The 23606-nt window shown below is 63.4% G+C and carries 24 protein-coding genes; 7 read left to right on the top strand and 17 right to left on the bottom strand.

Going from position 1 to position 23606, the window contains the following annotated elements; genetic code table 11:
- The first annotated feature begins 41 nt into the window (after positions 1 to 41).
- The gene (locus NUH88_RS09625) at positions 42 to 1241 is read left to right on the top strand and encodes a M20 aminoacylase family protein (protein WP_257771722.1); all 1200 of its coding nucleotides are present in this window, start codon (positions 42 to 44) and stop codon (positions 1239 to 1241) included.
- 21 nt (positions 1242 to 1262) lie between these two features.
- Here NUH88_RS09625 and NUH88_RS09620 read toward each other — a convergent pair whose 3' ends face one another.
- From NUH88_RS09620 to NUH88_RS09610, 3 genes are all read right to left on the bottom strand, one after another.
- Positions 1263 to 1547: a helix-turn-helix transcriptional regulator gene (locus NUH88_RS09620; RefSeq protein WP_257771720.1), complete on the bottom strand. Its 285-nt coding sequence runs from the start codon at positions 1545 to 1547 to the stop codon at positions 1263 to 1265.
- Positions 1540 to 1860, bottom strand: coding sequence for a type II toxin-antitoxin system RelE/ParE family toxin (locus tag NUH88_RS09615; protein WP_257771718.1), 321 nt, complete (start codon positions 1858 to 1860; stop codon positions 1540 to 1542). The genes NUH88_RS09620 and NUH88_RS09615 overlap by 8 nt, the downstream gene beginning before the upstream one ends.
- A 100-nt stretch (positions 1861 to 1960) precedes the next feature.
- Positions 1961 to 2551, bottom strand: a complete 591-nt coding sequence (locus NUH88_RS09610; RefSeq protein ID WP_257771717.1) for a YqgE/AlgH family protein — start codon at positions 2549 to 2551, stop codon at positions 1961 to 1963.
- Positions 2552 to 2697: 146 nt separating this feature from the next.
- Between NUH88_RS09610 and NUH88_RS09605 the strand changes: the two genes are divergently transcribed.
- Together NUH88_RS09605 and NUH88_RS09600 are read left to right on the top strand one after the other, a co-directional pair.
- Positions 2698 to 4818: a protein-disulfide reductase DsbD family protein gene (locus NUH88_RS09605; RefSeq protein ID WP_257771716.1), complete on the top strand. Its 2121-nt coding sequence runs from the start codon at positions 2698 to 2700 to the stop codon at positions 4816 to 4818.
- 93 nt (positions 4819 to 4911) lie between these two features.
- Positions 4912 to 5394 (top strand): peroxiredoxin, encoded by a 483-nt coding sequence (locus NUH88_RS09600; RefSeq protein ID WP_257771715.1) that lies wholly within the window; start codon positions 4912 to 4914, stop codon positions 5392 to 5394.
- 57 nt (positions 5395 to 5451) lie between these two features.
- Here NUH88_RS09600 and NUH88_RS09595 read toward each other — a convergent pair whose 3' ends face one another.
- The 4 genes from NUH88_RS09595 to NUH88_RS09580 form a co-directional block, all read right to left on the bottom strand.
- Positions 5452 to 6039, bottom strand: a complete 588-nt coding sequence (locus NUH88_RS09595) for a hypothetical protein (RefSeq protein WP_257771713.1) — start codon at positions 6037 to 6039, stop codon at positions 5452 to 5454.
- Between the two features lie 68 nt (positions 6040 to 6107).
- Entirely contained in the window at positions 6108 to 7073 is a 966-nt protein-coding gene (locus NUH88_RS09590) for an Hsp33 family molecular chaperone HslO (RefSeq protein ID WP_257771712.1), read from the bottom strand.
- Between the two features lie 31 nt (positions 7074 to 7104).
- Positions 7105 to 8007, bottom strand: coding sequence for an ornithine carbamoyltransferase (gene argF / locus NUH88_RS09585; protein WP_257771710.1), 903 nt, complete (start codon positions 8005 to 8007; stop codon positions 7105 to 7107).
- Positions 8008 to 8070: 63 nt separating this feature from the next.
- The gene (locus NUH88_RS09580) at positions 8071 to 9246 is read right to left on the bottom strand and encodes an aspartate aminotransferase family protein (protein ID WP_257771708.1); all 1176 of its coding nucleotides are present in this window, start codon (positions 9244 to 9246) and stop codon (positions 8071 to 8073) included.
- A gap of 275 nt (positions 9247 to 9521) precedes the next feature.
- On the opposite strand from NUH88_RS09580, the gene NUH88_RS09575 reads away from it, so the two are divergent.
- Complete coding sequence (locus NUH88_RS09575; protein ID WP_257771706.1) at positions 9522 to 9692, top strand: hypothetical protein; 171 nt, start codon at positions 9522 to 9524, stop codon at positions 9690 to 9692.
- A 125-nt stretch (positions 9693 to 9817) separates the two neighbouring features.
- Here NUH88_RS09575 and NUH88_RS09570 read toward each other — a convergent pair whose 3' ends face one another.
- The 3 genes from NUH88_RS09570 to NUH88_RS09560 form a co-directional block, all read right to left on the bottom strand.
- Entirely contained in the window at positions 9818 to 10930 is a 1113-nt protein-coding gene (locus NUH88_RS09570; protein ID WP_257771704.1) for a phospholipase effector Tle1 domain-containing protein, read from the bottom strand.
- Positions 10931 to 11048: 118 nt separating this feature from the next.
- Positions 11049 to 11399, bottom strand: a complete 351-nt coding sequence (locus tag NUH88_RS09565) for a hypothetical protein (protein WP_257771702.1) — start codon at positions 11397 to 11399, stop codon at positions 11049 to 11051.
- Between the two features lie 63 nt (positions 11400 to 11462).
- Positions 11463 to 12620, bottom strand: coding sequence for a 2'-deoxycytidine 5'-triphosphate deaminase (locus NUH88_RS09560; protein WP_257771700.1), 1158 nt, complete (start codon positions 12618 to 12620; stop codon positions 11463 to 11465).
- 185 nt (positions 12621 to 12805) lie between these two features.
- Between NUH88_RS09560 and NUH88_RS09555 the strand changes: the two genes are divergently transcribed.
- Positions 12806 to 13543, top strand: coding sequence for a Stf0 family sulfotransferase (locus NUH88_RS09555; RefSeq protein ID WP_257771698.1), 738 nt, complete (start codon positions 12806 to 12808; stop codon positions 13541 to 13543).
- Here NUH88_RS09555 and NUH88_RS09550 read toward each other — a convergent pair.
- Positions 13533 to 14369, bottom strand: coding sequence for an ABC transporter permease (locus NUH88_RS09550; RefSeq protein ID WP_257771697.1), 837 nt, complete (start codon positions 14367 to 14369; stop codon positions 13533 to 13535). The two genes, NUH88_RS09555 and NUH88_RS09550, sit on opposite strands and share 11 nt — an antisense overlap.
- 115 nt (positions 14370 to 14484) lie before the next feature.
- Here NUH88_RS09550 and NUH88_RS09545 point away from each other — a divergent pair, with 115 nt between their 5' ends.
- Both NUH88_RS09545 and acs read left to right on the top strand, forming a co-directional pair.
- On the top strand, positions 14485 to 15087 hold the full coding sequence (locus tag NUH88_RS09545) for a regulatory protein RecX (RefSeq protein ID WP_257771695.1): 603 nt from the start codon (positions 14485 to 14487) through the stop codon (positions 15085 to 15087).
- Positions 15088 to 15208: 121 nt separating this feature from the next.
- Positions 15209 to 17149: an acetate--CoA ligase gene (gene acs, locus NUH88_RS09540; protein ID WP_257771694.1), complete on the top strand. Its 1941-nt coding sequence runs from the start codon at positions 15209 to 15211 to the stop codon at positions 17147 to 17149.
- A gap of 77 nt (positions 17150 to 17226) precedes the next feature.
- Here acs and NUH88_RS09535 read toward each other — a convergent pair whose 3' ends face one another.
- The 6 genes from NUH88_RS09535 to NUH88_RS09510 form a co-directional block, all read right to left on the bottom strand.
- Positions 17227 to 17775 (bottom strand): peroxiredoxin, encoded by a 549-nt coding sequence (locus NUH88_RS09535; RefSeq protein ID WP_257771692.1) that lies wholly within the window; start codon positions 17773 to 17775, stop codon positions 17227 to 17229.
- A 306-nt stretch (positions 17776 to 18081) separates the two neighbouring features.
- Positions 18082 to 19272, bottom strand: a complete 1191-nt coding sequence (locus tag NUH88_RS09530) for an acyl-CoA dehydrogenase family protein (RefSeq protein WP_257771690.1) — start codon at positions 19270 to 19272, stop codon at positions 18082 to 18084.
- A 165-nt stretch (positions 19273 to 19437) separates the two neighbouring features.
- A complete protein-coding gene (locus NUH88_RS09525) occupies positions 19438 to 20727 on the bottom strand; it encodes an EAL domain-containing protein (RefSeq protein ID WP_257771688.1) in 1290 nt (429 codons plus the stop codon).
- Between the two features lie 40 nt (positions 20728 to 20767).
- Positions 20768 to 21592: an OmpA/MotB family protein gene (locus tag NUH88_RS09520; RefSeq protein WP_257771687.1), complete on the bottom strand. Its 825-nt coding sequence runs from the start codon at positions 21590 to 21592 to the stop codon at positions 20768 to 20770.
- Positions 21593 to 21596: 4 nt separating this feature from the next.
- On the bottom strand, positions 21597 to 22379 hold the full coding sequence (locus NUH88_RS09515; protein ID WP_257771685.1) for a motility protein A: 783 nt from the start codon (positions 22377 to 22379) through the stop codon (positions 21597 to 21599).
- Positions 22380 to 22491: 112 nt separating this feature from the next.
- Positions 22492 to 23529: an AbrB family transcriptional regulator gene (locus NUH88_RS09510; protein ID WP_257771684.1), complete on the bottom strand. Its 1038-nt coding sequence runs from the start codon at positions 23527 to 23529 to the stop codon at positions 22492 to 22494.
- Positions 23530 to 23606 lie beyond the last annotated feature (77 nt).

Genomic DNA, 23606 nt, shown 5'->3' with positions numbered 1-23606 from the left:
CCTGAGAATGGGCTTTCCGCCCGACAACTCCCGGATGTCCCATGACTGACCTGCCCGCGATTTCCTCCCGCCATCACAACCGCATCTCGGCCCTGCACGAGGAAGTCACCGCGTGGCGCCGCGATTTGCATGCTCACCCCGAGACCGGCTTCGAAGAGGTACGGACCGCGGGCATCGTGGCGGGCAAGCTGAAGGAGTTCGGCGTCGATGAGGTGCTGACGGGGATCGCGACCACCGGGGTGGTGGGCATCGTCCGCGGCCGCGAGCCGGGCCCCACGATCGGGCTGCGCGCCGACATGGATGCGCTGCCTATGCAGGAGACGGGCGACGTCTCTTACAAGTCGACCGTGCCGGGGAAAATGCACGCCTGCGGCCATGACGGGCACACGGCGATGCTGCTCGGCACCGCGAAACTGCTGGCGGAGAGCCGCGATTTCGCCGGTTCCGTCGCGCTGATCTTCCAGCCGGCCGAGGAGGGCGGTGGCGGCGGCCGGGTGATGGTCGAGGAGGGGCTGTTCGAGAAGGCCGACTGCAAGAGCGTCTGGGGCCTGCACAACTGGCCGGATCTGCCGCTCGGCACCTTCTGCCCGCTCGCCGGACCGGCCATGGCCGGGATCGACTATTTCGACATCGCCGTACGCGGCCAGGGGACCCATGCGGGCATGCCCCACGACGGCGTCGACACGGTACTGGCGGCGGCCCACCTCGTCACCGCGATCCAGAGCGTGCCGGGCCGCAACGTCTCGCCGCACGAGACCGCGACCATCGGCGTCTCCATGTTCAAGGGCTCCGACGCCTATGTCGTGATGCCGGACGAGGCAGTGATCGGCGGCTCCGTGCGCTACTTCAACCCGGCGGTCCGCGACCTCGCCGAGGCGCGTATACGATCATTGGCGGAAGGCATCGCCAAGGGCTTCGGCTGCGAGGCGGTGATCGACTACCGTAAGAACTATCCGCCCGCGATCAACCCGCCCGCCGAGGCGGATGTCGCCGCCGGGATCGCCGGGAGCGTCGTCGGCACGGCGAATGTCATTCGCGAGCACGAACCCTGCATGGCGGGCGAGGATTTCTCCTTCATGCTGAACGAGCGGCCGGGGAATTACATCTGGATGGGCACCGCGGCGCCGGATCACAGGTCGGGCAAGCTGCATTACCCGGACTACAACTTCAACGATGCCTCGATCCCGCTCGGCATCGGTTACTGGATGGCGCTGGTGGACGAGCTGCTGCCGGCGGCGTGAGCCGCCGGCGCACAGTTTCGGTCAGGCGTGGATCGATAGCCGGATTTCCGTTCCAGTCGCACGCGCGACGCGGCGGACGGTTTCGAGGGAGGGGAGCGTTTTTCCTCCCTCAAGGCGCGCGATGGTACTGCGGGACGTGTTCATCCTCTCCGCGAGGGCTTGCTGGGTAAGGCCGGCTTTCGTGCGAGCAGCGATGATCTTGCGCGCAACTTCGAATTCCAGCTCAAGCGTCTCGTATTTGGATCGGGTTTCCGGATCCTGAAGCAGCTCCTCGCGCAGGTCCGCGAATGCGACTTTTTCAGCCATGGTCCAACATCCGTTTTATGGCCTTTGCTGTCTCCCGGTCAGGCGCTTTCCGAGTCTTTTTGATGAAGACGCTCAGGATGACGATGCGGCGTCCCTCTGTGATGAAATAAAGAGCACGCCCGATCCCGTCTCTTCCCGAAGCCCGAATTTCCCAGAGCTTGTCTTTCAGGTGCCTCACATGGGGCTGGCCGACATTCTCTGGCCCAAACTCCGTCAGAAGCTCTCCTATCCGTAGAATACGTGCCTTGATGTCGGCCGGGAAAGTCCGAAGCTCCTTCGCGGCACGCGCATCAATCTCAAGGCGCCATTTCATTCAACATCCGTAACGTATCAAAAATGAGACAATTCAGCAATCGTGCTTTGTCTCGATAATGCGACGTTGTGGAGTGTTTTTCTCGTTGGGGGACGGAAGTTTACGCCCGGCCCGCTTCCGTCGAGAGCAGCGCCGAACTGATCCCAAGTTTCGCCAACGCCCGGTCCCATTTGCTGTCGAGATCGGTGTCGAAGACCAGTGCATTGTCGGCATCGACATTGAGCCAGGCGTTTTCCTGGATCTCGCCGTCGAGCTGGCCCGGGCCCCAGCCGGCATAGCCGAGCGCGAGCAGGTGGTTCTTCGGGCCGTCGCCCGAGGCGATGGTGCGGACAATATCGACGGTGGCGGTGAGACCGACCTCCTTGTCGATATCCAGCGTCTCCTCGCTCTGGTAGTCGGCGCTGTGCAGCACGAAGCCGCGCTCGGTATCGACCGGGCCGCCGAAATGCACCGGCGGGTTGGCGACGATGTCCGCCTCCATCAGATTCATGTCGAGCTGCTCGACCAGGTCGTGGAATTCGATCGAGCCGACCAGACGGTTCAGCACCAGGCCGATCGCACCCTCGGCATTGTGGACGCAGACATAGATCACCGTCCGCGCGAAACGCGGGTCGCGCATCGCCGGCATCGCCACCAGGAGCTGGCCGGTGAGATAGCCTTCTTCGGTTTCGTCGGCGACCGTGGTCGGCATGTCGGAAGTTCCGGTGTTCGTTAACCCTTCGCACCCGGGAGAACGTCCGGGTTCCTGAAAATGTGACCGACGCCCGACCGGAGGTCCACTATATATGGCGGACGGAATTGTTAAAGTTCCCGCGCAACACAGTCGGACTGCTCTTAATGATCTGGACCCTGCGTCCCGCTTTTCCAACTCTGCTTCTGCTTCTGGGCCTCTTCGCGGCGGGAGCCGGTGCCGTGCGTGACGCTAGTGCTGCGCCCGGTGCCTCGGACTGGGTCAGTACCGACTTTGCAGATGTGCGTCTGGTATCCGCCGTCTCCGGAACGGAAGGACGCGAGACGGTGCCGTTGGGTCTGCAGTTCCGTCTCGCCGAGGGCTGGAAGGTCTATTGGCGGGCGCCCGGAGACGCGGGCTTTCCGCCTGAGATCGCGTGGCAGGGATCGGAAAACCTCTCTGCCGCCGAATGGCAATGGCCGGTGCCGGAACGCTTCAGCCTCTTCGGGCTCGAGACTTACGGCTATCACGACGAGGTGGTGATCCCCATCGGCGCCGTGCTCTCGAAGCCGGGGGCAGCGCTTTCGCTGAAGGCGGACATGAACGCGCTCGCCTGCAGCGATATCTGCGTGCCGCTGAACGCGAAGCTGGCGCTCGATCTCGAGGGCGGCGCGGCGGAGCCGACGGCCTTCGCGCAGCTGATCGACCGCTATCGTGCCCGCGTGCCGCGGGACATGAGCGGCCTCGGGCTAGATATCGCCTCGGTGTCGGCAGTCGGGGCGCCGGAACCCCATTCGCTCCGCATCGAGGTGCGTTCCTCGGTTCCGCTGGAGGCGCTGGACGTCTTTCCGGAGGCGCGCGCCGGTTTCTCATTCGGAAAGCCGGAAGTCGAGCTCTCGCCGGACAGATTGTCCGCTGTCCTTATCGTCCCCGCCGGCGTGCCGGAAGGCGGACGGCTCAGCGGAGAAGCGGTGACGCTGACGCTGGTGGACGGGGATCGCTTTCTCGAACGCGCACTGATCGTCAGTGAGGCCGACGGCAATGCGGATGCCGGACGGTGGGCGGCACTCTCTGCCATCCTGAGTATTGCCTTTCTCGGCGGGCTGATCCTGAACCTGATGCCCTGTGTGTTGCCGGTGCTTTCTTTGAAAGTCGTCGGCGCGATTAAATACGGCGGCGCCGACAAGGGCGCGATCCGGACCGGCTTCCTCGCCTCGGCGGCCGGGATTGTCGCCTCGTTTCTCCTGCTTGCCGGGGGCGCCATTGCTCTGAAGGAGGCCGGTCTCGCGGTCGGCTGGGGGATCCAGTTCCAGCAGCCGCTCTTTCTCGCCGTGATGATTGCGATCCTGGTGCTGTTCGCGGGCAATCTCGCAGGCCTGTTCGAGATCGCCCTGCCGCGGCGCCTGGCCGATCTCGGTCTTGCCGGCGGCGATGCCGGACGGGGCCGCCTGACCAGCCATTTCCTGACCGGCGCCTTCGCGACCCTGCTCGCAACGCCATGTTCCGCGCCGTTTCTCGGCACGGCGGTCGGCTTCGCGCTCTCGCGGGGGGCGGCCGAGATACTCACGGTCTTCGCCGTCATGGGGCTGGGATTGGCGGCTCCCTACCTGCTGGTCGCCGCGATACCCGGACTGGCGCGGGCGTTGCCGAAGCCGGGACCCTGGATGGTCTGGTTGCGCCGGATACTGGCACTGGCTCTGCTTGCCACGGCCCTATGGCTCTTCTCCGTCTTTGCTGCGAGTGCTGAGCCGGTTCGCGCACTCCTTCTTGCAGTCCTCGCCTTGGTCCTGACCGGAGCGCTCGTTTGGCGTGCCCGCCGAGGTGGAGCACAGCATCGTGCCGCCGGGCTGTTGGCGGCGTTTTCGATGCTCGCCGTGATCGGGGTTGGGTTGCAGGCGACGGCGCGGGACGGAGGTGCCGCTCCCGAAACGGAGAGCGCGGTCAACTGGCAGACATTCGACCGGCGGGAGATCGCCCGGCTGGTCGCGGCAGAGAAAACGGTGCTGATCGATGTAACCGCGGACTGGTGCCTCACCTGCAAGGTCAACAAGTCCCTGGTACTGGACGGCAGCGAGATCACGGCGCGGATCGCCTCCGGCGATATCGTCGCGATGCGTGCGGACTGGACCACGCCGGATCCCGCCATCGCGGAATATCTCGCATCCTTCGGGCGCTATGGTATTCCCTTCAATGCAGTCTACGGTCCCGCCGCGCCCTCCGGTGTGGTGTTGCCGGAACTTCTCAGCCTGGAAGCGGTCGAGGCCGCGATCCGGGAAGCACGCGGATAGCAATGCTGGCATTCCCGCCGGCGGGCCCTATCTCTTGTAGGAATTCATCAGCGGCCGTTTCGGCCGGACACTCGTCACAGGGGGAGACCAGACATGACGATCAAGGTTGGGGACAAGATCCCGGCGCTCACACTTAAGACCAACACTTCGGACGGGATCGACGATCTCGAGACGGGCGCGTTCTTCAAGGGCCGGAAGGTCGTGCTCTTCGCCGTTCCGGGCGCCTTCACGCCGACCTGCTCGGTCAAGCACCTGCCGGGCTTCGTCGAGAAGGCGGGCGACCTGAAGGCGCGCGGCGTGGACGCCATCGCCTGCACGTCGGTGAACGACGCATTCGTAATGGGCGCCTGGGCGAAGGACCAGAAGGCCGGCGATGCAGTCACCATGATCGCCGACGGCAATGCGGAGCTGGCGAAGGCGCTCGGTCTCGAGATGGATGTCTCGGTCGCCGGTATGGGTACCCGCTCGCAGCGCTACGCGATGGTGGTCGAGGACGGCACCGTCACCAAGCTCTTCGTCGAAGAGCCGCGGGCCTTCGAGGTCTCCAGCGCCGAATATGTGCTGGCCAATCTCTGATCGGAAAGATCCGGGCTCGGGGCGGCGGATGACCGCCCCGGTTCCGTCAGCAATCCGCTAGCGCAGGAAATCGCCAAGATGGGCCGAGACCTGCGGCCGGACGGCGGTATCGAAATCGTCCAGCAGCTTTTCCGTCAACCCGTACCAGAGCGTTTCCCGATCGTTCAGCGAGGCGTCCTCCGGAATGGTCGTGCTGCGCGTTGCGAAGGCCTCGGCGACGGCACGGCGCTTGTTGAGCGCGGTGCGGATCTCGAGGCGGACGGCGATGCGTCCGTCGTAGCGTTCGGTCTGCTCGTTGGTGAAGGCGCCTTCCAGCCCCTTCTTGCGTTTCAGCGGTGTCTCGGTGACCGAAGCGTCGGTGATGACCATTACCAGCTTGTCCGGTCCGCCTGCGGCTTGCAGAACGTCCTGACCCCAGCGCTCCGCCGCCGGGCCCGGCGCAACAGGCATCTTGTGCTCGACGTTCGGTGGCGCGAAAGGCATCCGGAACTCGTTGTAGATCTCTATCGAGCCGACGGCGAGCCGGATCGGCTGCTTGTGGCGGAAGGTCAGTTCCGGAAAGGTTGTGGCGGGCGGCGCAGTCTCGCAGGCGGAGAGAACTGGCACCATCAGAACGAGCAGGAACAGCGCGGCACGCAGGCGCATCGGGACCCCCTTGAATATGAACCGGTCAGCAACCCCATCCTAACGCAAGAGATGGGGCAGCAATGTGATCAATTTGGTGCGGTGTCCTCGCGCATCCGCGCCAGTGTGGGCTCGTCGTACTCCCAGTGGGACTTGCAGAACTCGCAGGTGACGGAGACCAGCCCGTCGACCGTCATCTCCTTCACTTCCTCGGGGCTGAGGGACTTGAGCACTGTCTCGACCCGGTCCTGAGAACAGCGGCACTGCTCGACCACCGGCTGCGCCGGATAGGCGACGATGCCGGACTCGTGGAACAGGCGGAAGAGCAGCCGGTCGGGAGCGACGCGGGTGCCGGCGAGTTCGTCCGCGCTGGCGCTGCTCAACATGACCATGGCCGTGCGCCAGGCGTCCTCGTAGGCATCCAGATCGTGCACCGGGCGTGCCTTGCCCGGCTCCGGCGCGTCACCGCCATCGAGCGGCATACGCTGCAGCATCAGGGCGCCGGCCCGCCAGACATCGAACTCGTCCTTGCGCACGGCGATATTGAGGCCTGTCTCGAGCTGCTCGGACTGGCGGAAATAGGCGTGGGTGCATTCCGCGAGGGTGTGCCCGGAGAGCGGGACGATGCCCTGGTAGCGCTCCGTATCCTCGCCCTGATCGACCGTGAAGGCGATATAGCCGCCGCCGATCAACCGGGGCACGGTAACCTCGCCGTCCTCCGCGGCTGCGGTCGCGGCCTCGGCGTCGAAGGCGGCATAGCCCCGCAGATGGCCCTCGCTCGTGATGTCGGCGACCATGCTGCGGATCGGGCCGTCGCCTTTGATCTGCAGGGAGAAGACGCCTTCGTATTTGAGCGCACCCGCAAGGCAGACCGCGATGGTCATCACCTCGCCGAGCAGGAGAGAGACCGGCTCCGGGTAATCGTGGCGCGAGAGGATCGTATTGACCGCGGAGTTCAGCCGCACCATTCGCCCGCGCAGGCCGAACGGATTGACTTGGAACGGCAGCAGCAGGTCGTCATGGCCGGATTCGGCGAAGATGTCGGCGAGGCTCATATCGCGTCCCCAGTGTTCAGGCGGAAGGTGCTCAGGCGAGACACCAGTGCAGGATCGCCTTCTGCGAATGCAGGCGGTTCTCCGCCTCATCGAAGACGATCGATTGCGGCCCGTCGATCACCGCCGAGGTGACTTCCTCCTCGCGGTGCGCCGGCAGGCAATGCATGAAGACCGCGTCGGGCTTCGCCTTCGCCATCAGGGTCTCGGTGACCTGGAAGGGTGCCAGCTGGTTGTGTGCATTCGAGGTGTCGTCGCCCATGGAGACCCATGTATCCGTGACGACGCAGTCCGCGCCCGCGACGGCCGCTTCCGGATCGTGCGTCAGGGTCACCTTGCCGCCATTCTGTTCGGCCCAGGCGAACAGCGCCGGGTCGGGGCTGCGCTCCGGCGGGCAGGCGATGCGGAGCTCGAAGCCGAACTTGGCGGCGGCGTGGATCCAGGAGGAGGCCATGTTGTTGCCGTCGCCGCTCCAGGCCACGACCTTACCGCGGATCGGGCCGCGATGCTCCTCGAAGGCCATCACGTCGGCCATCAGCTGGCAGGGATGGGAGGCGTCGGTCAGGCCGTTGATGACCGGGACCGTGGCGTGCTCGGACATCTCGCGGATATTCTCGGCGCTGAAGGTCCGCATCATGATGCAGTCGACATAGCGCGAGAGCACGCGAGCGGTATCCGCCACGGTCTCGCCGCGGCCGAGCTGCAGGTCTCCGGCGTTCAGCACCACCACATCGCCGCCGAGCTGCTTCATGCCGACTTCGAACGAGACGCGGGTCCGGGTCGAGGGCTTCTCGAAGATCATGGCAAGCGTCTTGCCGGCCAGCGGTTTGTCGGTGCCGGCGTCGCCGCGCTTCATCGCCAGGCCTTCATCCACGATGGCCCGAAGGGTGAGGGAATCGATCTGGTCGAGATCGAGGAAATGGTTGAGGTCGCTCATTTTTGATTTCCGTCGTCGATGGCGGAAGCGGCCGGCTCTCCCGCGAGAGAGCCGGCGGGGCGCCTATCCGGCGTCCATACCCGCGCAGACTTTTTCGATGATGTCGCAGGCTTCCGCGACATGGCTTTCGTCGATGATCAGCGGCGGCAGGATGCGGAGCACATTGCCGGCCGCGCCGACGGTCAGGAGACCGGCCTCGCGCAGCTTGCCCTGAAGGTCCGCATTCGTGACCACGCAGGACAGCCCGATCATCAGGCCCTTGCCTTTCACCTCGGCGATGACCTTCGGATGACGCGCCGCGATCTCTACGAGGCGGGTCCGGAAGATATCACCGAGTTTCGCCACGCGGTCGAGCAGGCCGGGCTCGAGAAGCACGTCAAGCACCGCGTTCGCGACCGCCATTGCCAGCGGGTTGCCGCCGAAGGTCGAGCCGTGGGTCCCCGGCGCCATGCCGGAGGCGGCCTTCTCGGAGGCGAGGATGGCGCCGACGGGGAAACCTCCGCCGAGGCCCTTGGCCAGCGTCATGATGTCCGGCTCCACCCCGGCCCATTCATAGGCCCAGAGCTTGCCGGTCCGGCCCATGCCGCACTGGATCTCGTCGAAGATCAGCAGCGCGTCGAACTCGTCCGCCGCTTGGCGCAGCGCCTTCAGATACTCGACATCGGCTGTGTTGATGCCGCCCTCGCCCTGGATCGGCTCGACCAGGATCGCCGCGGTCTTGGGGCCCATCGCCTCGCGCATCTCGTTCATGTTGCCGAAGGCGACATGGCGGAAGCCTTCCGGACGCGGGCCGAAGCCGGTCCGGTAGGTTTCGTTATCGCCGGCCGAGAGCGTGGTCAGCGTGCGGCCGTGGAAGGCCGAGGTGCAGCAGACGATCTCCTGCCGCTCCTTCGCGCCGCGCTCCCACTGGTACTTGCGGGCGATCTTCAGCGCGCCTTCGTTGGCCTCCGCGCCGGAATTGGCGAAGAAGACCGTGTCGGCGAAGGAGTTCGCGACCAGCCGGTCGGCGAGCCGCTTCTGTTCCGGCACCTCGTAGAGGTTGGAAACGTGCCAGAGCTTTTCCGACTGCTGCTTCAGGGTCTCGACGAGATGGGGATGCGCATGGCCCAGCGAGTTGGTCGCGATCCCCGAGGCGAAATCGAGGAATCGTCGGCCTTCGGTGCTGTACAGATAAGGACCTTCCCCCCGCTCGAAAGCGATATCTATACGCCCGTAAGTGGGCATCACCGTGGTAACCAACGTTCCTCTCCTGAGAAAAAGAAATGGCGGCACCGAACCCCGGCGCCGCCGGAAAGCGAAAAAAGCACGGAATCCGGGGAACGCCAAGGGGAATGTGGGGCGTCAGCGGCATAGCGGAGTCGAAGCCGGGATTTTGACGCGCCAATTCTTAGCGAGGTTCGGACAATTCTGTGGGAAAGCCCATAAAATCCAATACGATCCTTCATGACTCCTTAAGCCGGAGCCCCTATATTCCCGGTGTTGGAAAAGCGGAAGTGCCAGAAAGGAGTCCGCCCATGACATCACCGGTAGGTAACTCGCTCGCGATCTTCGCGTTCCGCGCGGACAAGCAGCAGCAGATTGTTCAGGCCCAGGTTGTCAGCAGTGCCGTCGAAACGGCAAAGCAGATCGCCCAGTCGAATGGCGCGCAGGCCGCGTCCTCCGGCGGGGTAAACATCACGGTCTGACCGGTAGGGTCCGAAGCCGAGGCTTCCGGCCGATAATCAAATTTGCAACACGGCGCGACAATGGCATTGCAACATATGCGGATGTCGCGCCGTGTTTGCTTATGGTGTCGGTCTGAGAACAGGGTTCAGGAGATGTGGCCGACCAGCCCCAGATGCTCTTTCTTGCCGACGCTACCCGCCTCGGCGACGAGGCGGTGGCGGACCCCTTTCAAGGCTTTAGGCCGGTAGTCGACGACTTTCTTGATCCGATCAACGACAGATTGGTGCAGCAGGACCGAAGTTTCCGCCCCCTCCTGAGGCGCTTCGGGGAACACCACGCGTGGGCTCCTTGTTTCGAGAGTCATTTCTTCGATCGGCCCCCATCTGTCCTGCTGATGGGACTGCCCATGGACATTCGGCTTCAGGTCCAGATCCTCGAAATCGATCTTGTATTCATCTTCGTGCTTCAGTCCGTCGAAATCCACCTTGTCGGGAGTGGTGAAAACGGCGTCGGTGCGCTGGGAAATCTCCGTCATCATGTGGGAAAGCGCTATATCGGATAAACCGTCTCTCCAGAATCCGCCGCCGACGTCCGAATGAGCGCCCGCGAACCAGACCTCCGTGACCCGCGGCTCACGGGCCATCAAGACCGGATGGAAGGCAATACGACTGTCATCGAGAGACACCAGATGCACCGCTTCCTTAATGTAGGGGGAAATGACGCTGTCTTCGAAGACGACGTCCGATACCGGCTTTTCCAAATCGTCTAGATTTGGCACGCCGATGGATGCGACTGTGTCGAATACTGCCATCAACGTGATGCAGTTTTTGGTGGCGGCCGGCAGAAATCGGGGTAGACGCGAGGCGAATTTCCGTGCAATCGCCGCCCCACGGCTGAAGCCGACGATGATCAGCTCGTCACCTTTCTTATAGGCTTGTCTCAGATCCTCTCCGGCATGGAACATGATCGTTGCTACGTCCATGTTCGAAGGGGCGAATCCGGCATTGAACATGCGCTGGAGCCGATTGCCGTACGTCCCTACGCCGGAATAGTAGAAGCTCCGCTGGTTTGCCATGCCGGGCAGGTTCGATGGCTTGTTCTTCAGGTTTCCGCCGAATAATGCATGCAGCTTGAGGACGTTGGTGATTCCGTTGTCGCGAATTTCGCCCCGGCCGAACCATTTGCGTTCCTGCCTGGCGTCGCGCGGGTGGTTCGAGGTGCCGTCGAAACAGAGGATGATCGTCTTTTTCTTCGCCATTCTTGCCTCCATTGAATCCGAGTGAAGTCGGGTTATGAGCTTGTATGGTTTAATTTCGCCATACGGTAATTATTGGATAATAATATAATTATAGGTAGTGGAGTTTGTTGAAGGTTATTCAACGCTGGCGTCCCTTCAGCTCGTTGATTTCCCGGAGCTGCACCTCGAAGGCCTCGATGGCATGCCGTTCTTCCGTCGTCAGCGTGGAGCGGTCCAGCCTGTCGACCAGCACCTGCATCGCTTCGCCGATCCGGCCGAGCTGGCGGCCGTAGGAGCCGACCTCCTCCAGGATCTCCTGTTCCAGCTCGGGGTTCGCCGAGCGGCCGAGATTGACGTTGATCAGGCTGAAGGTGCTTCCGGCCCAGTCGAACACCCATTTCCAGGGATTGATCGCCTGGGTGACGTCGCCCGAGAGAGGCAGGTTTACCTTGGGCAGGTTAACGGTGGTGGGGGCGGTCAGGTTCGGCATGCGGCATTCCTCCAACGAGGCGGTTCCGGATGCACGCGATGATAGCGGAAAAACGGCAGAAATTCAGCCGTTGCGGAAATGTTTTCCGAGCTTCAGGCCCTGGCCCTGATAGTTCGAGCCGATGCCGCCGGCGCCGTAGATCTTGTCCGGGACCTCGGTCAGCGGCTCATAGACCAGGCGGCAGACCACCTGTCCGTCGGTGATGACGAAAGGCACGTCGTGGGAACGTACTTCTAGCACGCCGCGTGTCGCCTCGCCGCCGGCCTCCGGCATGCCGAAGCCGGGATCGAAGAAGCCCGCGTAATGCACCCGGAACTCGCCAACCCGCGTGTCGTAGGCGCGCATTTCGGCGGCATAGTCGAGCGGAACCGAGACATATTCCTTCGAGGCGAGGATGTAGAACTCGTCCGGGTCCAGCACCAGCTCCGCCGGGCGGTCCTTCTGGCGATAGAGCGGCTCCCAGAAATCGGCGATCTCGTAGCCGCCCGGCCGGTCGATATCGATCAGGCCGGTATGCTGCTTCGCCTTGTAGCCGATGAGCCCGGTCTCCGGGTCGCCGGTGAGGTCGACGCTGACCGCGACGCCCTCCTTGATGTCGGCTTCCTGGCCGTGCACCAGCTTGACGCTGTCCTGCAGGCGGCGCATCGCAGCGTCGCTCGCAACAGGATTGCCGCGGCGGAAACGGAGCTGGTTGAGGCGCGAGCCGGTGCGGGCCAGCACGCTGAAGGTGCGCGGGCTGATCTCCGAATAGAGCGGGCCCTCGTAGCCCTCGGGCACGCTCTCGAACTCGGTGCCGTAGTCGGTGATCAGGCGGGTGAAGATGTCGAGCCGCCCGGTCGAGCTTTTCGGGTTCGCCGTGCCGGAGACCTTGGCCGGAAGCGAGACGCTTTCCAGCAGCGGCGCGATATAGACGCAGCCCTTCTCCAGCACCGCACCCTCGGTCAGGTCGATCTCGTGCATGGAGAGCGTGTCGAGCCGCTGCTTCACCGTCGCGCCGCGCCCCGGCAGGAAGCTGGCGCGCACCCGATAGGCTTTCTTGCCGAGCCGCAGGTCGATGCTGGAGGGCTGGATCTGTCCGTCGATCACCGGGATCGTGGTCGCGATCTCGCCCTTCGCGATCATCTCGCGGATCGTCTGGCTCGGCAGAATCCCGGTGCTGCGCTTTTCGCGCGGGGACGCGGCGCCGCTCTCGGGCGCCTGTGCTGTCGCGTCTGCGGGCATGGTCTCTTCCGCCAAATGAACCGTAATCGGCGCAAAATAGCAGACGGCGCCGCAGGGACCAGCGGTTTTGTGCCCGTCGGGCAACAGGGGCAAGCCAATCGGGCCCGCCGGTGGAGGTCGGGGCTGTGTACCTGGGCCAGGGATGTTCTATTCGCGGAACCGAAGTCATCCCGCAAGGCCGCACAATGACCTACCAGTCCCTCGTTCTCTGCTCGGCTCCGCGCTCCGGCAGCACGCTGTTCTGCGACCTCCTCGCCGGGACTGGCGTCGCGGGGAATCCGCACTCCTTCTTCCGGCGCGAAGACCTCGCCGGATATGCGGAGGAATTCGGACTTCCGTCGCCCGAGATCGACGGGGCCTATCTCGAGGCCGTGATCCGCCAGGGTACCGGAGATACCGGTATCTTCGCCGTGCGCATCATGTGGGAGACGCTGGGCGAACTCGATTCCGCGCTCGAGTGTATCCATCCGGGGCTTCCCGGCGCACCGGAGCGACTTGAGCGAGCCTTCGGGCGCGTCCTCTACGTGCACCTGACGCGGTCGGACAAGGTGGCGCAGGCGATCTCCTATCTGAAGGCGCAGCAGACGGGTCTCTGGCACCGCTATGCCGACGGCTCGGAGAGGGAGCGGATGGCACCACCGAAACCGGCCGAATACGATTCCGCGCAACTCGCGGATCTCGTCGCCCGTCTGACGGCGGCGGATGCCGGCTGGACGGACTGGCTGGCGACGCACGGAATCGCGCCGGTGCGCGTCGATTACGACGACCTCAGCCGCGACCCGAGGGCGGAACTGGCGAAGGTGCTGCGCGCGCTCGGACGCGATTCCGCGATTGCGGATAGGGTGGAAATCCGGGCCGGAAAGCTCGCTGACGCGGAAAGCGCCGTCTGGGCCGAGCGCTACCGCCGCGAGCTCAGCTCTTGATCTTGTAGCCGCGCTTCAACAGCAGGTAGCAGAGCCCGATCAGGGCCGCGTTCATCGCCGTCAGCACCGCGGCGCCGATCAGCGGGCTCGTGTCGGACCAGCCGATCAGCCCGTAGCGCACGCCGTCGATCATGTAGAAGAACGGGTTCAGGTGCGCGAGCTGGTTCCAGATCCCGGGCAGCCGGTCGATCGAATAGAAGGTGCCGGAGAGGAAGGCGAGCGGCTGGATGACGAAGTTGGTCACCGAGGAGAGGTGATCGAACTTCCCCGACCACATGCCGGCAGCGATGCCGATCAGGGACATGGCGAGCGAAGCGGAGAGCGCGAAGAAGATCGCGACCGGCCAGTGCGCGGCGTGGAAGCCGACCGCGAACGCCATGGTTATGACGGTCGACGTGCCGACGATCAGGCCGCGGGTGACGCCGCCGAGCGCAAAGGCGGCGAGCAGTTCTCCCGGCCCGAGCGGCGGCATCAGCACGTCGACGATATTGCCCTGGACCTTGGAGATCATGATCGAGGAGGAGGTGTTCGCGAAGGCGTTCTGCATCATCGCCATGACCACGAGTCCCGGTGCGAGAAACTCGGAATAGCTGATGCCGTTTCCGAGATCGATCGAGCGCTGCAGGGCGAGCGTGAAGATCGCGAGAAAGAGCAGGGAGGTCACAACCGGGGCGAACACGGTCTGCGTGATCACCTTGAGGAAACGGCGGACCTCCTTCTCGTAAAGCGTCCAGACCCCGATCCAGTTCACCGGTCCGACTCGGCGGACGGTCGGGACGGGGGCGAAATCCTCGTTGGCATTCGGAACGAACGGGCGGTCGGTCATGAAGAGGGCCGTTGGCGATTGGGCGGTCGGCGCGCACAATAGGCGCGGCAGAATGTGTCAGCAACCAGATGGGGTGTCGATGGCGGGAAGCAACCCGCCGCATCCCGGAGCATCGATGAGCGAGCTTTCCGAGAGCGGCAAGACCGGGCCGCGTCGCACAAGGAAGATCCCGAAACGGATCACCGAGAGCTATCTGAAGAATGTCGCGCTCTGGTATCTGGAGCGCTATGCGAGCTCGGCGGCCAATCTGCGCAACGTGCTGATGCGGCGGGTCCGGGAGTCCGCCGCCTATCACGATACGGACCCGGCGGACGGCGCGGCGATGGTCGAGGAGCTGATCCGGCGCTATGCAGAGGCGGGAATCCTGAACGACCGCCTGTTCGCCGAGACCCGCGCCCGTTCGCTCGCCGCGCGCGGCAGCTCGGAGAAGATGATCCGGCGCAAGCTGATGGAGAAGGGAGTGCCCCCCGGGGATATCGACGGTGCGCTCGAGACGGTGCGGGAGGAGGGGGGCAGCGAGCTCGACGCGGCCTGCCGCTACGCAAGGCGCCGGCGGATCGGCCCCTTTCGCAGCGCGGAAAAACGCGCCGAGACCCGCGACCGGGATCTCGCCGCCCTCGCGCGTCAGGGCTTCTCGTTCGATATCGCGGCGACAGTGGTGGATGCCGAGAGTCCGGGCGTACTCGATGCGGAATTGAATTTCGCTGATCGATACTGACGCCTGCTTCAATGCAGCGCACAAAAATCGCTTAACCGTACCGAAACGATTGCTATAGTTGCGCCCAACGAAGCACGACCGAAAGGGTGCCAAAGGCGCCCGTAGCTCAGAGGGGGAAGCAATGTGGGAAGTCCATGATTTTCCGGTGCCGGCTGACTTGGCAAAGACGGCACATCTGGACGCGGCCGGTTACGAGAAGATGTACCGGGAGTCGATCGAGAACCCGGAGGCATTCTGGGCCGAGCACGGCAAGCGCATCGACTGGATCAAGCCCTACAGCAAGGTGAAGGACGTCTCCTACGACGCCTCGGACCTGCATATCAAATGGTTCCATGACGGCACGCTGAACGCGGCGGCGAACTGCCTCGACCGGCATCTCGCGGAGCGCGGCGATCAGGTGGCGATCATCTGGGAGGGCGACGACCCGAAGGACGACAAGAAGATCACCTATCGCGAGCTGCATCGCGACGTCTGCAAGTTCTCCAACGCCCTGAAGGATCTCGGCGTCAAGAAGGGCGACCGGGTTACGATCTACCTTCCGATGATCCCCGAGGCCGCGGTCGCCATGCTGGCCTGTGCCCGGGTCGGTGCGGTTCATTCCATCGTCTTCGGCGGCTTTTCTCCGGACGCGCTGGCCGGCCGGATCCAGGATTGCGACAGCAACATCGTCATCACCGCGGACGAGGGGTTGCGCGGCGGACGCACGGTGCCGCTCAAGGTCAATACCGACAAGGCGCTGGAGGATTGCCCGGACTGCAAGACCGTGGTCGTCGTCAAGCGTACCGGCGGTAGCGTCAATTTCGTCGAGGGCCGGGACCACTGGTATCACGAGATCTGCGATGCGGCCTCGGACGACTGCCCGCCGACCGAAATGGGCGCCGAGGACCCGCTCTTCATCCTCTATACCTCGGGCTCGACCGGAAAGCCGAAAGGCGTGCTGCACACGACCGGCGGCTACATGGTCTATGCCTCGATGACGCATCAATACGTCTTCGACTACCGCGACGGCGAGATCTACTGGTGTACGGCCGATGTCGGCTGGGTCACCGGGCACAGCTACATCATCTACGGCCCGCTGGCGAACGGCGCGACGACGCTGATGTTCGAGGGCGTGCCGAACTATCCGGACTTCAGCCGTTTCTGGCAGGTCTGCGACAAGCACAATGTGTCGATCTTCTACACCGCGCCGACGGCGATCCGCGCGCTGATGCGCGAGGGCGACGGGCCGGTGAAATCGACCAGCCGCAAGAGCCTGCGCATCCTCGGCTCGGTCGGCGAGCCGATCAATCCGGAAGCCTGGATGTGGTATCACGAGGTGGTCGGCGACAAACGCTGCCCGATCGTCGACACCTGGTGGCAGACCGAGACCGGCGGCATCCTGATCACGCCGCTGCCGGGCGTGACCAATCTGAAGCCGGGGTCGGCGACATTGCCCTTCTTCGGCGTCGAACCGATCATCGTTGACGGCGATAACAAGGTTCTGGAAGGTGCGACCGAGGGAAATCTCTGCATCCAGGACAGCTGGCCGGGGCAGATGCGCACGGTCTACGGCGACCACGAGCGTTTCATCCAGACCTACTTCACCACCTTCCCGGGGCGCTATTTCTCCGGCGACGGCTGCCGCCGCGACGAGGACGGCTATTACTGGATCACCGGCCGGGTCGACGACGTGATCAACGTTTCCGGCCACCGCATGGGGACGGCCGAGGTCGAGAGCGCGCTGGTCGCCCACGACAAGGTCGCGGAAGCGGCGGTCGTCGGCTATCCGCACGACATCAAGGGGCAGGGCATCTACGCCTATGTCACGCTGAATGCCGGGCTTGAGCCGACCGAGGAGCTGCGCAAGGAGCTGGTGACCTGGGTGCGCAAGGAGATCGGCCCGATCGCCTCGCCGGACCTGATCCAGTGGGCGCCGGGCCTGCCGAAGACCCGCTCCGGCAAGATCATGCGCCGTATCCTGCGCAAGATCGCCGCGAACGAGCATGACGCGCTCGGCGACACCTCGACGCTGGCCGAGCCGGCGGTCGTGGACGATCTGGTCGAGAACCGGATGAACAAGTAGGGCCGGTTCCGTTTCCGGTTAGATGCAGAAAAGCCCGGCGATGCCGGGCTTTTCGTTTGTGCGGTTCAGCGTCGCAATCAGGCGGCGACGTCGCGCTTCAGAACGGTCTCGACATTCTCGAGGATGTTCTGCGGCGAGGAGGCGCCGTAGGGGTCGGTGCCGCAATTGTCCTCGAAACCGTCTTCCTCGAACCAGCCGATCACGGTGCCGTCGTCGATCACCGCTCCGTAGCGCCATGAACGCATACCGAAGCCGAGATTGTCCTTGTTGACCAGCATGCCCATCTTGCGGGTGAATTCGCCCGAGCCGTCCGGGATCAGCTTGACGTTCTCGACGCCCTGGGACTTGCCCCAGGCATTCATGACGAAGGCGTCGTTGACGGAGATGCAGTAGATCTCGTCGATGCCCTTGGCCTGGAAATCTGCATAGAGCTTCTCGAAGTCCGGCAGCTGGAAGGTCGAGCAGGTCGGGGTGAAGGCGCCCGGGAGCGAGAAGAGAACGACCTTCTTGCCTTTGAAATAGTCGTCGGAGGTCTTGTCTTCCCACTTGTAGGGGTTCGGGCCTTCGATGGACTCGTCGCGGACGCGGGTGCGGAAGGTTACGAGAGGGACTTTTCTGCCAAGCATCTGTCTATCCGGATTTATTGCGTTTCAAACGGCGGCACCGCACCGGCGGAGGGGCCGGTTTATCCGGTGCGTGACTGTTTCCTCGGTTTTATCGCTGTCGGGCGCATCGGCAAGGAACGTTCGCGGCGACCCGTTGAATGAAATCTTACACCAGAATGCTGCGGCGCGGTAGGTCTCGATTGTATTGATTCTAAGATGAAAAAATGAGCTTTCGCAAAAAATCTTGTGCGTTGCGCTCCCGGATTCTCGACCCGGCCAAAGAAAACCCGGCACAGGCCGGGTTATTGATCTCCGATGGGGCGGTTCTCAGGCCGGGCTGCGCTGAACGAGCTGCTTGGCAATGATCAGGCGCTGCATTTCGTTGGTGCCTTCTGCGATGGCGAGCAGCGGCGCGTCCCTGTAATAGCGCTCGATATTGTATTCCTTGGCATAGCCGTAAGCGCCGTGCAGGCGCATTGCTTCGAGGCTGTTATGCAACGCCGCTTCGGTGGCGAACAGCTTCGCCATGCCTGCTTCCATGTCGCAGCGTTCATGGCGGTCGTAGGCTGCGGCGGCCTGTTCCACCAGCAAACGCGCAGCCTCCACCTGGGTCGCCATGTCGGCCAGCTTGAGCTGGATGGCCTGATGCTCGGCGATAGGCTTGCCGAAGGTCTTGCGGATCTGTGCGTAGTGCACCGACTCCTCAAGACAGGCGCGGGCTATGCCGACGCCGCGTGCCGCGACATTGATCCGGCCGAGCTCGAGGCCGCCGAGGATCTGCTGCATGCCCCGGCCCTCGATATTGCCGACCAGGTTGGCCTCGGGCACGAAACAGTCGTCGAGGGTGAAGCCGGCGGAATCGATCCCTTTATAGCCGAGCTTTTCCAGTTTCTTTGAGACGTTGAAGCCGTCGCCCTTCTCGACCAGGAAGAGGCTCATCCCTTTGTGGCGCGGGGTAGCGTCCGGGTCCGTCTTCGCGAGCACCGCGAGGATATGTCCGTGATAGGCGTTGCTGATCCACATCTTGGTGCCGTTCAGCTTGTAGCCACTGTCGCATTTCGTCGCGCGCAGGCGGATCGCCTGCAGGTCGGTGCCGGCATCCGGCTCGGTGAGGGCGATCCCGCCCCGGAGTTCTCCCGTGGCGAAGCGCGGCAGCCAGGCGGCCTTCTGTGCCTCGGTTCCGGAACGCTCGACCGCGGCGGCCATGATCAGGTGCGAGTTGAAAATGCCGGAAATCGACATCCAGACCCGGCTGACCCGCTCGACAATCTTGGTGTAGGTGGTGGCGGAGAGGCCGAGCCCGCCCCATTCTTCGCCGATGGTTGCGCCGAAGAGGCCGAGTTCGCACATCTTGCCGACGATTTCCTCCGGCCAGGCATCATCCGCTTCGAGCGTGTGCGCGTAGGGGGCGACGTCCCGTTCAAGGAAGCGTTCGACGGCGTCGAGCACCATGCGCTCCTGCTCGGCGCGTTCCTCCAGATCGAGGGCTGTGTCGTTTGCAGCGGCAATCGCGCTCATGGAATTTTCCTCCCGGAGAGACCGGAGTGATCTGCTGGTCGTGACGCCAGCTTGGATGGAAAGTGATAAACCTAGGATACAGAATAACTAGATGGTGTGGACTCAGAATGTAGTGGATGCCGGAGCCGACTGAGAGCGGCGTGACCGGTCGGGACCCGAAAGGATTTAGAACTCATCCTCTCTATGGTGTGTTTTGAACAGTTTCCCAAACCATTTCGAGATGCCCCCGGCATGATCGTCATCGTCCTCGTCGGGGTCGAGATCCTCCATCATTTCGTTCTGCGCCCGTATGGCCGCTGAGGTCCGGTCGAAGTAATCCCGCCTGATCTGGGCGACATCCTCGTCGACGCCCCAGCCCTGCATCACCCTGAACCCGGCATCGAGCCCCGCCTTGACGGCGTCTAGATTGCCGCAATGGATCAGCACGCAGCGGTTTTTGCCCAGCCGCTCCAGCTGCTCGAGGATTTGCAGTCGGCCTTCGTCATCGATTTCCGAAAGCTGATCATGCCACTCCACTTTGATGAAACGGACCGAAGAGGGCGGTTTGACGATCGATTTCAGGGAGGTCCAGGCCACCCCGTCGATCGCGACCTTGAGTTTGTTCTGCGCGAGCCGGTCGAGGGCGCGCTGGAAGCGGTCGGGATCGGCCAGGAACTCCATATAGGGAAGTTCGAAAACCAGGTTACTCAGCTGATGCTGGCTGATCCGCTGCACGAACCGGCGGAACCCGTCGGACAGGATTGTCTCGCTGTGCAGGTTGATCGAGATCACCCGGTCGGCCTGATTGTGGTCATGCGTCAGGTGCGCCAGCATCCGCTCGTCGAGCAGGGCGGTCACATGGTCGAACAGCCAGGGGTTCTGCTTGATCGAAGTGCTGTAAAGGTCTTCGACATCCGAGATCGAGCAGAAGATCTCGTAGGCGACGATCTGCGGTTTCTGATCGTCGGTGAAATCGTAGATCGCCTGTTCGCGCAGCAGGCTGGAGATGTCGGCGGAATGCAGCGTCTCTTCGATCGAAAGGAAGCGGGAGAGATTCTCCTGCTCGTCCGATAGTGCCTCCTCGATGGAATCGTGCACTTGATTGCGGGCCAGATCGACCAGCAGGCGCGCTTGTTCGAAAAAGGCATCGAGTTTGGCCGGAATGTCGAAGCGGATGATCTCGATCTCGGCCTTTCCGTGACTGAGCAGCAGTTCCGAGAGTTGCGTTATGGCCCGTTCCAGTTCCGCCGCCGCGCTTGCCTCCACGACAAAGCTGAGGCGATGGCCGACGAGATTGAACCGGTCCGCCTTGAGCATTCCTGCCCGCTTTTCCAGGCTGGTAACGAGGATACGGAAGAAAACCGGGTCCTCGATATGTGGAATGCCGGCGAGATTGAGGATCAGGATGCTGCACGGCGTGTCGGTTTCGGCCGCCGACTGCGCGCGCCGGATCAGTTCGGTTTCCTGCGTTTTCATCCGCTTGCCGTCATCTCCAATGGTCGCCCGGGTTCCGATTCTACCTGATTCGCTCTTCCAGACGTGGGGTAATAATCAGCGTCACGCGGCGGTTGCGGGCGCGGCCCTCCGGTGTGGCGTTGTCGGCCTCCGGTTCTGTTTCGGCGCGGCCGACAGCGCGCAGCTTCTTCGGGTCGACCCCGCTGGCGACCAGACGGCGCACGACGCTTGCGGCGCGGGCGCTGGATAACTCCCAGTTCGACGGGTAAATCCCGGAGCTGATCGGCACATTATCGGTATGCCCCTCGACGATGATCGGTGTGGTGATCCCCCGAAGGATATCCGCAAGGGCGTCGATCGCCTGCCGGCCGCGTGCCTCGAGCGCCGCGCTTCCGGAGGGAAACAGGATCTTGTTGCGCAGGACCACGATGATGCGGAAATCCATCACGCGGACCTGCACGCCGTCCAGGGCGTCGTTGCTGTCGAGGAAACTCTGCAGCACCGAGGTCACACGCTGGCTCCAGTTTTCCAGGGCATCCAGACGTGCCATTTCCTCGTCGGTCACGTCGACTTCCTGCGGGCGCGGCTGGGTCTCCGGTGCCAGGGCGTTGAAAATCGACTCGAACGGGTTTTCCGGTTCTTCGACGGCGGGAACCTCGGCTTCGAGCTCGATCCCGGGCTTCTCGAAGGTGGACATGGAGATCAGGATGACGAACACGGTTAGCAGCAGCGTGACCATGTCGGTATAGGTGGTCATCCAGCTCTCTTCGTCGCTGTCGGCATCGGCTCCCTTGGTCCGGGCGCCGCCCGCGCGGCGCATGCCGGCAGCATAGGAACGCCGGTCGTCGCCCTCTGAGGCTGTGCGGGGGGTGTTCTCCGGTCCCATGGGATCAGTCCTGAATTTCGTCGCGATAATTGCGCACCAGCGTTTGCATCTGGTCTGCGATCGTGCCGGGACCGCGTCCCATGCGTAGCAGGATCACTCCTTCGAGCAGCACGTTCATCATTGCCACCCGTTGGGCCGTGCGCTGTTCGAGTTTGATGGCGACGGGCTTGAAGACCATGTTCGCGAGCATCAGGCCGTAAACCGTAGTGATGAGGGCGATCGACATGTTCTGTCCGATCAGGTTCAGGTCGCCGGATCCGAGATTGGCGAGCATACCGATCAGACCGACCAGCGTGCCGAGCATGCCGAAGGCGGGAGAGAAGGAGGCCAGCATCCGGAACAGTTTCGCCTCCGCGGTCTCGCGCTCGATGAGCTTCTGGATGCGCCAGTTCATCACATGCATCAGGTCGTCGATCGGCGTGCCGTCGATGGCGAATTGCAGGCCGAGGCGCAGGAACGGATTGGTCAGCTTGTTGATGGCTTCCTGAGTTTGCGGAATATCCCCACCCCGGTAGAGCCGTGCGATCTGCACCAGGTGCTTGATATCGGCATTGATCGAGCGTTCGTCGCGGAAGATTGCGCCGATTGCGCCGGTAATCGCGGCAAGCTGGTTGGATCTGAAGGCGATGAAAGTGGCGGCGACAGTGCCGCCGAGCACGATGGTGATCCCGGCCGGGTTCCAGAAATTCCCGATGGATTCTCCCGCCGTGAAGGCGACGAACCAGGTCAGCGCTGCGATGCCGATCAGGCCGATGATCGTCGAACTCATGGTGTGCCGGAGGAACATCGCCGAAATCCCCGTGTTTTTCCGCTATTTCAGGTCTAAACCATCTTCCACGCTGCATCGGGGGAAACATTGATGCAGATCAACTGGCGGTCGGTCGGTGTATGGCCGGCGGTTAGGTCCATGGGCTGAGGACATAACGGAAGATCAGTCCGGAAAGTCCGATGACGAGGAAGATCCGGACGATGTGGAAAGCCGCGATGAGCGGCACGCCGAGTTCCAGAACCGCCGCCGTGATGCTCATCTCGGCCATGCCGCCCGGCGAGACGGACAGCACCATGGTCGAGGCCGGCAACCCGGTGATACCGGCAATCCCGATCCCGAAGGCGACATTGAGACCGACCAGTACGATTGTGCTGACGACTGCGTGCGGCAGGAAGCCGCGCAGCGAGAGTACGAGTTCGCGGCGATAGCGCAAGCCGATAAAGCAGCCGATCAGGACCTGCGAAAGATTGAGCAGTTCGCGCGGCATGCCGGACAGATCGAGCTTGAGCACCGTGATGAACGCGGCGGCGATCAGCGGGCCGAGGATCCAGGCATTGGTGATCCGGCGCCAGGCCATGAGCCCGCCGACGAGGATCGAGGCGGCGATCAGAAATGGAAACCCGGCCGGCTCGAACGGCAGTTTCGCCGCCTCGAAGGGAGAATGCCCGGTCGCGCCGATCAGGATGAGGGTTGTGGGGATCGTTGTGACGACACAGAGAATGCGGAGCGATTGGGCGAGGGAGACCGGTGCCATTTCGCCGCCCCAGCGGGTCGCCTGCAGGGCCATTTCCACCACACCGCCCGGCAGACTCGAGAAAAAGGCGGTCGCGATGTCGACCTTGGCGACTTTGCGGAGATACAGCGCCGAGATCAGCCCGAAGCCGATCGAGGTGAGGGCACAGATCACCATGACGACGATATGCTGCGCGACGAAGGCAGCGACCTCCGGCGTGAAGTTGAGCCCGATCCCGGTCCCTAGCAGAAGCTGCCCCACTTGCCGCGCGCCTTTCGGCATCGAGAGCGTGTAGCCGCTCATACTGATCGCCGCGATCGCGAGCATCGGACCGAGCAGCCAGGGCAGCGGCACGTGCAGCAGGGCGAAAAGCCACCCGCCGGCGGCGGCGATGGCGAGGCTGAGAGCGTGGCGCGCGAGCGTTGCAGCGGGCATCCGGCGATGGTCCTTGAGCCGGCCAGAGGACGGCCAGGGGAAATAGAGACGTAGATTTCTTAAGGAGCGCCAGTGGA

The organism is Nisaea acidiphila, from assembly GCF_024662015.1.
In the GTDB taxonomy this organism is placed as follows: Bacteria; Pseudomonadota; Alphaproteobacteria; order Thalassobaculales; family Thalassobaculaceae; genus Nisaea; species Nisaea acidiphila.
The sequence above is the reverse complement of the archived record's forward strand: the minus strand, read 5'-3'. Positions and strand labels throughout refer to the sequence as shown.